A 7,261-nucleotide genomic window follows, 5' to 3' on the forward strand; every position below is an offset into this window, starting at 1 on the left:
CAAGGTCACTCACGGCTCATCCAAAGGTCTTCCGTCGCGTTGCGCAAGGGGTCGGAGAGCTGCCGGAAGGTGCTTTTCACGACGCGTGCGCGATGCGGCCTGGCTCTTGCTGTTTCGTTGAACGCGACGAGGTCAGCTTATCGCCCCCGACTCCCAGGGACGCGTCACCGGACGCGTCTTGCTACAGCACGAGCATGGTGGCCAGCCCCAGCATCAGGCCCATGCCTACAATATCGGTCACGGTGGTGAGGAAGATCGCCGAAGCGACCGCCGGATCAGCGCCGACCCGGCGCAGGCCCAACGGGATCAGCACGCCGGAGATTCCGGACATGAGACACGATCCAGACATGGCAAGCAGGATCACAAGTGCCAGCATGGGCGCTTGGGCCGCCGATTCCGGTTGCCGCGAGGCGTAGAACCACATCGCCGCAGCCGCAACAAGGCCGACGAGCACGCCGTTGGCGATCCCGAGCGCGCCCTCCCGCATCACCAGGTGCAGCTTCGGTCGTTTGTCCACATCCCCCAGGGCAAGGCCACGCAGCGTCATAGCGAGTGCCTGGCAGCCGGTGTTTCCGCTCTGTCCGGCCAAGACCGGGAGGAACGCCGCCAGGGCGACGATCTTCTCGATCGTGCCTGTAAATGAACTGACCACGAAAGCGGCCATGAAGGCCGTCAGCAGGTTCAGCTGCAGCCACGGATGACGCTTCAAGAAGGCTGAAAACAGCGGCGTAAAAGAACGCTCCTCCTTCTGGACACCCACCATCTGGCCAGACTGGGCGGAAATCTCGATGATTTGCTGCTCGAACAAGCGCCAGCCGCGAACCTGCCCGAGCAGCCGGTTCTCCGCGTCCACCACCGGATAGACAGGGTACTGACGGCGTACTGCTGCCTTGCAGGCATCGCTCAAAGACAGACCGACATTAAGGGCGAACGGCCTGGGCAGCATGATCTGATCCACCGTCGCGTCCGCTTCGCTCAGCATCAGATCGCGCAGGACCACCAGGCCAACCAGTTTATTGCCCTCGTCCGTGACGTAGAGATAAGTGAGCTCGGTCGGCACCTTGGCGCGTCTGACCGCCTCCACTGCGGCGGCAACCGTCGTCGCGACAGGAACGCTGGCGGGAATCGGGTCCATCAGCTCGACGAGCGAGTCGGGGACCGCGAAATCCTTGCCACCGCCATGAGACCTGATGGGCCGCATATGCGGTGGCAAATGCTCGGCCACCTTACGGGCGTGCCCGTCCGGCAACAGCTTTAGTGTGTCGCGGATGAACTCGGGAGATTCTCGGGCCAGCAATTCAGCCGCGTCATCAGGTGCTCGAGCCCGCAGCGTGCGCACCAACTTCTGAACGTCGTTCTCTTCTTTCATCTGCTGCGGCCCCCAAATTGCTAGTGTCTTGCCTGACAGTATGACACGGATCGGATCGCTCTGTCTGGCGCGCAGTGGCTCAAGCGCCTCGATCCCGAAATCTTCGCCTCTCGGGCGCCGAGTGGACCGAACCCAGACAGATCTGAGCCGTTGCGGCCTACATAACGGCGAGCTGTAACCTCTGCGTGTCGCCGAGAATTCAACGTGTTGCGAACTTCACCGGTCTTTTCCTGGGATCTGCGAGCACGCCACAGCAAGGAAACGCAAACCCGGAAACTCTGCAGCGGCAGGGCCTCCGGCGGTCGAATTGATTTGCCTCATGCCGCGCATCTTGCCAGTTCCTCCAGCTCTGGAGGCTGATGTGATTTTCGTCAACCTGTAATAGTTTAGCTTGAGAAAGGGGCTCTCAGTATCAAGTCTGTCTGAACGAGAGGTGCTCTTGAGAGCTTCCAGGTTCGGGCCAGGCAGTCTGCTTTGTAAGACTCGAGGTCGTCGCGGTCCGATCCGAGTTAATGTAGGCGCACTGGCAGTAGCGTAGATCGCTCGATCGCACTTGGGGTGAACGAGGACTCGTTTCGAGAGTGGCATCGTTCCGTAATTGCCATCTCACCTGACAAATGATCCGGACCGGCCTGGCATTCCTGGCCGCCCGTCATTGGGGATGCTTATGAGCAACATTATCGCCGCAGGTTTTAACTCAGTCTCTTCCAACGGCAGATGGAGAGCCTTGCAGCGGACTTCGCAGCTTTGCCGATATGGCGTCGAAGCCGTCGGACTGGAACTGACGACCCTTCACCTCATGGTCGGTGGTCGCGTCGTCCCCGAGAGAGCCGAGAGGCTTATCGCGCTGACGAGGAAGTTCGATTTCCGCTATACAGTTCACCGCGTCGTCTCATCGAACCTTACAGACCCGGCGGTGTACCGTTACCAGATTGATGCTGCCAAGGCCCTGGTCGAATTTGCGATCGGATCGATGCGCGCCCTTGTCCAGCATAGCGGGCTTTTTACCGACCAGGTGCTCGATGGTCTTGGTCTCGAGGAACGCGACGCGAAGCGGTGTTCGAGCTCGCCGAGTTCTGCAAGCCCTATGACGTGCGCATCACCTTCGAGAACCTCTTCGCCATGGACCCGGGTCAGTGCCAGCAGAGCGGGCCGAGGTGGCGCAGACGGCAAAGGCGGTTAGCCATCTGAACCTGGTGGCGCTCATCGATCTCAGTCACGCTTACAGTGAATCGACCCATCGCGGCCTGAACTTCCGTGAGCAGCTGCGGGCCATTGCGCCGGTGACGGGCCACCCGCATGTCCATGGTTCCTTCGGGCGCCCACAAGGTCTCCATCGAACCTACCTCTCGCAGGAGAATGCAGCGCTAGGTCTGGGTGACCTGCACTTATTCCTCGGTTGGGGCGATATCGAATGGGATGACATCTTCAGCGAGCTGGTCTTCTTGCCGGAGTCTCATCATGAGAATCGGACCCCCTTACGGCAATGAGCAGCCCGATTGCCTGGTCCGGGCAAAAAACCTCATCGTCCTCAACCGTCGCGCTGAGAGCGGAGCGGCGGAATAAGGGTCGGGAAATCCGCCGCGTTGGTGCTGCCAACGTCGGTTAGCTGCCGAACTCGTCGGCAGCGAGTCGTCCGCATTGGAAGATCGACCGTGACGAGTTTTGTCGATCCTGTTTTCGATGAGATTGTAAGAAGAATGCGCGTGCCGGTCTGCGATACGCCGGCCAGCATTTGGTTGGCCGGTCCGTGGCGGTCGAGCGTGGGCAGGGGCCGGAAACGTGCCAGTCACGTACCCGTGGCCAGCCGGGCCGTCGGCTGATTTCTGCTCCATGTGATCGCATGCGTGCTCGCCAACCCAGTACCTTGGCGGCGTCCAAGCCCGCTTCTGACTATTCCCTTTCCGTCGCACTTATCTTGATTCCGCGCCGTTCCGCGTACTCGATCAATGCGAGTTCTATCACCGAGGTGATAGAACGCCGCTCCGCTTCTGCAAGCTGTTGCGCCAAGGCCAACACCGGCGGATCAAGGCGGGTGGTGAACGGCTTTTTTGTCATTTTCGCTCTGCGGCTTGATATTCAGTTTCAAAAGGCGCATAGATATGCACGTGCACCGCACTTGCATCGCACGTGCGGCGGCTGGCCGGAGTGCGCCAACACTCCAGTCAGCCTGACCACAACCCAAGCTGATGGAGCTCGGATCATGGGTGATTCCGACAATACCACGACTCTGCCTTACGTCACCCGCAGGCGAGTGCTTGAGGGAACAGTCGTGGCCACCACCGCGTGGACGCTCGAAGGCAACGCGCCAGCAAGCGGCGCCGGCAGCACGAATGTGCGTTCTGATCCTGCAGTGACGCTTTGGCGGGAATGGGAGAGAGTCCACAAACAGACCGAGCGGCTTTGCCGCAAGCAGCAGCATTTAGAGACAAGGCTTGCCGAGAAAGTCGGCTTTCCTTGTGTGACCCTCCGCGTGCCCGAAGGTGAGCAGGTGACGGTCCACTCGATCGAGGGGCTCAATGAAGTGCTCGGCAACGGGCCGGATACGGCCGCTCTCCGAGAGAAGGCCGAAACGGAGTTCGCAATGCATCAAGCACGCTGGAATGCGGCGGCCGAGGAGACAGGTTACACCGCTGCGCTCAGGGCCGAACGCGAGGCTTGCGACCGGGCGAAGGATCTTCTGGGAGCCTTCTCAACCACCCACGCTACGACTCTCGCTGGCGTGGCCGGCAAGCTCGATGCCGTGTTGCGCGAAGGCGAGGCATGGGAGGAATGCTCCGAGTTCCCCTGGCCACAAATCCGTTCAGCGCTCAGCGACCTGGTGCGCATCGCCGAAGGCTTTGGTCCTGACCGGGTGGGGCGCCGAAGGATCCGTCATGGCCAAGCTGAAACTCTCCGCCATTCCCGATGACCGTCCGGTCAAGATCACGGCCGAACTGCCCGGCGCCGTTCATCGCGGTCTCGTCGCCTATGCTGAATTGCTCGGCTGCGAGACCGGACAGATAGTCGCCGATCCGGCAAGCTGATAGCGCCGATGCTGACCCGGTTCATGGCAACGGACAGAGCCTTTGCTAAAGCCCGAACCCTGAAGGCGCGATGACTATTCGGGTCATTGCGGCGTCAGGACGGATACCGATCGCGCAGGAACGCGATGAAGATCGGCAGGGCAGGATTGGCGTTGTCCGGGCGCCAACGGGCAAAATTGCAGATCTGTATTGGCTTGCCCCCGATCCGCAGCTTACGGCAGACGGCATCTTCAGGAACATCGTTGGCATCTCCGTCGTAGATCAGAGCGACTCCCAGACCGTTTCCGACGAGGCGCAGAAGGATGCCCGCACTGACGTGATGTTCGACGATTGCGGGAAGCTGCACGCCATTTCCAACAGCGTCGGCGAGCAGAAATGCTTCGCCCCTGCGCACAAGCAGCGTCTCCTGGCGTAGCTCCGACCACTCGATCACGGGACAGTTTGCGAGAGAATGATTTGAAGCAGCAACGACGGCCAGAGTATCCTTCCACAACATTAGTTCGAATGGGCCGCCATTGGATCGCGAGGAGGAGGTCACGGTGACGTCGACCTGGATGCCGCCCAGAGCAGCGGTAGGCTCGGGGTAGGACCCGTCTATCAACCTGACGGTCACATTTGGATGACATTTCCCGAACTCGATGATTACATCCAGCGCTCGCCCGGCGAGGACGAGTCCGTTGGAGCCGATGGAAAGCCTTTGTTGTTCATCCTTGATGCCCGTCCTGGCCAGCGTCAGAGTATTGTCCAGTTCGAGCAGCACGGAGCGCAGACGATCGAGGAAACGCTCGCCGGCCGGGGTTGGGCCAACGCCGCGGGCATGGCGATGAAATATCCTCGTTCCCATCGCGTATTCGAGATCGCGTATGCGCCGGCTGAGCGCAGTGTGATCGATCCCGGCGCGCCGCGCCGCGCGCAGAAAGCTGCCCTCCTCGGCGACAACAAGTGCATAATTGAGGCTCGCGAGTTGAATAGAGCTCCGCATCTCGGCTCAACGTCAAGGGCAGCGACAAATTGCAGACATTTCAGCGCTTTTGGTGCTGGCGAGCTATCCCCAGATCTCAGTATTGACATTGAGTGAAACCATCCCAGCGTCTTTTACGAAGGATCATGGGGACAAGGACGATACCATTCCATTTTTTCGGGCGAACCTTATGACGGGTACGTCGCGCTAGCTCCAGGATAAGAGCGCCACCCGGACTGATTACTTCGCTTGGAAATCCGGTGCTTGAACAAAGACGGAGCGGCGGACCGTCTCGAATTGAAGGTCCGCCGTTCCGGGTCGTTCAGATCACAAGGAACGAACCTGCCGTAAGCGACAGACCTGGAGAGAGAGTGGCGAACTGTATTTGAGCTGCGCCGCCGATGCCGTCGCTGTCGAAAGAGAGCGCTCCGGTTGAACTGTTGTAGATTATATGGTCGGAGCTATCATGCGCAGCCGTGCCAGCAAAGAAAGCATCGGATGAAAGGCCGCCCAACTTAAGCCCGGCAAAAATGGCGTCGTCGAGCTGGATCTTGTCCTGGAGCTTGTTGAAGTCGGTGACCTTGTCGATATTGCCGGCTCCAAGGGCGCTGTTGAACACGAATGCATCATTGCCTCCGTTACCGGTCAAGATGTCAGCACCGCCGCCACCATTGATGACATTGGCGCCGGCATTGCCTTGGATTGTCTGGGCAAAGGCGTTGCCGGTCAGGTTGATTGCAGACGTACCGGACGGATTGGTGGTGGCGAGGAGCTCGATCTGCGAGCCGGCCAACAGGGCGTGGCTCACCGAAGTGAAGACCCGGTCGGTGCCGCCGCCCACCGCCTCGTAAACTCTGTCGCCGGTATTATCGACGTAGAAGGTGTCGTTGCCGCCTTGGCCGGCCATCGTGTCGGCACCGCCGCCGCCATTGATGATATCGCCACCGCCGCCGCCATTGATGACGTTGGCGCCGGCATTGCCCACGATGGTCTGAGCGAACTCGTTGCCGGTGAGGTTGATTGCCGTCGTGCCTGACGGGTTGCTGGTGGCGAGAAACTCGAGCTCCGAGCCGGCTGAAAGCGCGTGGCTCACCGAAGTAAGCACCTTGTCAGTCCCACCACCCGCCCCCTCAACTACCCTATCCCCAGCGTTATCGATATAAAAGGTATCGTTGCCGCCTTGACCGGCCATGGTGTCGGCACCGCCACCGCCATTGATGATATCGCCACCGCCGCCACCATTGATGACATTGGCACCGGCATTGCCCACGATGGTCTGGGCGAACTCGTTGCCGGTGAGGTTGATTGCCGTCGTGCCTGACGGGTTGCTGGTAGTGAGAAACTCGATCTCGGAGCCGACCGCAAGGGCATGACTTACGGAGGCGAATGCTTTGTCGGTACCGCCGCCCGCGGCCTCGATCTCCTTGTCGCGGATGTCATCGACATAATAGGTGTCATTGCCGCCATAGCCGATCATCGTGTGGCCGCCGGCGCCGTGAAACACATCGTCGCCGCTGGTGCCATACAAGGTGTCGCTTGTGTCGACGGGAGGCGGTTCGGTCCCAGTCGTTGCGAGGTTGTGCTCCCGGAAAACGGCTTGTAGTTCCGGAGAGCTCTCTAATGCGGTGTCGCCGTTCTGCGTTCCCCATTTGTAGGTGTAGTCGAAGGCAGGTGACGGAACCAGCTTGGCCCAATGATCGATCATGATTTGCATCTGTTCGGCGGTGGGCATGACCTGTCTGCCGCCATCGGAAGTCTCCCAATTGCCGCCGCCGAAGGCCTGATAGACCGGAACGATGTTGCTGATCGGGATGCCGGATTTCACCGCTGCAGCCACGGCTCGGTCGATCATGTCGTAGTCGACCGTGTCCGTTCCCGTGCGCACCGGATAGGGGTCTATTCCAA

At 60.2% G+C, this 7,261-nt stretch carries 6 protein-coding genes and 1 pseudogene; 4 read left to right on the forward strand and 3 right to left on the reverse strand.

Annotation, left to right across the window (positions count from 1 at the left end; translation table 11 throughout):
- Positions 1-181: 181 nt before the first annotated feature.
- The gene (locus NKH04_RS29575) at positions 182-1,369 is read right to left on the reverse strand and encodes a magnesium transporter (protein WP_352686937.1); all 1,188 of its coding nucleotides are present in this window, start codon (positions 1,367-1,369) and stop codon (positions 182-184) included.
- 667 nt (positions 1,370-2,036) lie between these two features.
- Here NKH04_RS29575 and NKH04_RS33330 point away from each other — a divergent pair.
- From NKH04_RS33330 to NKH04_RS29590, 4 genes and pseudogenes are all read left to right on the forward strand, one after another.
- Positions 2,037-2,552, forward strand: coding sequence for a hypothetical protein (locus NKH04_RS33330; RefSeq protein ID WP_502913459.1), 516 nt, complete (start codon positions 2,037-2,039; stop codon positions 2,550-2,552).
- Positions 2,527-2,859 (forward strand): hypothetical protein, encoded by a 333-nt coding sequence (locus NKH04_RS33335; RefSeq protein WP_502913460.1) that lies wholly within the window; start codon positions 2,527-2,529, stop codon positions 2,857-2,859. Before NKH04_RS33330 ends, NKH04_RS33335 begins: the two co-directional genes overlap by 26 nt.
- A gap of 377 nt (positions 2,860-3,236) precedes the next feature.
- Positions 3,237-4,280, forward strand: a complete 1,044-nt coding sequence (locus tag NKH04_RS29585; RefSeq protein WP_353045384.1) for a hypothetical protein — start codon at positions 3,237-3,239, stop codon at positions 4,278-4,280.
- Positions 4,246-4,469 (forward strand): annotated as a pseudogene (locus NKH04_RS29590) (DUF2274 domain-containing protein). The gene NKH04_RS29585 and the pseudogene NKH04_RS29590 overlap by 35 nt, the downstream one beginning before the upstream one ends.
- Before the next feature lie 20 nt (positions 4,470-4,489).
- Here the strand turns inward: NKH04_RS29590 and NKH04_RS29595 are convergent.
- Entirely contained in the window at positions 4,490-5,377 is an 888-nt protein-coding gene (locus NKH04_RS29595) for a LysR family transcriptional regulator (RefSeq protein WP_353045385.1), read from the reverse strand.
- Positions 5,378-5,678: 301 nt separating this feature from the next.
- Positions 5,679-7,181 (reverse strand): calcium-binding protein, encoded by a 1,503-nt coding sequence (locus NKH04_RS29600; protein WP_353045386.1) that lies wholly within the window; start codon positions 7,179-7,181, stop codon positions 5,679-5,681.
- Positions 7,182-7,261: the final 80 nt, after the last annotated feature.

The sequence above is a fragment of the Mesorhizobium sp. M1365 genome (assembly GCF_040317865.1).
In the GTDB taxonomy this organism is placed as follows: domain Bacteria; phylum Pseudomonadota; class Alphaproteobacteria; order Rhizobiales; family Rhizobiaceae; genus Mesorhizobium.

Bases quoted from the DNA above. Each gene is read 5' to 3' on its own strand.
- NKH04_RS33330 (WP_502913459.1), top strand. From the start codon at position 2,037: ATGAGCAACATTATCGCCGCAGGTTTTAACTCAGTCTCTTCCAACGGC.
- NKH04_RS29575 (WP_352686937.1), bottom strand. From the start codon at position 1,369: ATGAAAGAAGAGAACGACGTTCAGAAGTTGGTGCGCACGCTGCGGGCT.
- NKH04_RS29595 (WP_353045385.1), bottom strand. From the start codon at position 5,377: ATGCGGAGCTCTATTCAACTCGCGAGCCTCAATTATGCACTTGTTGTC.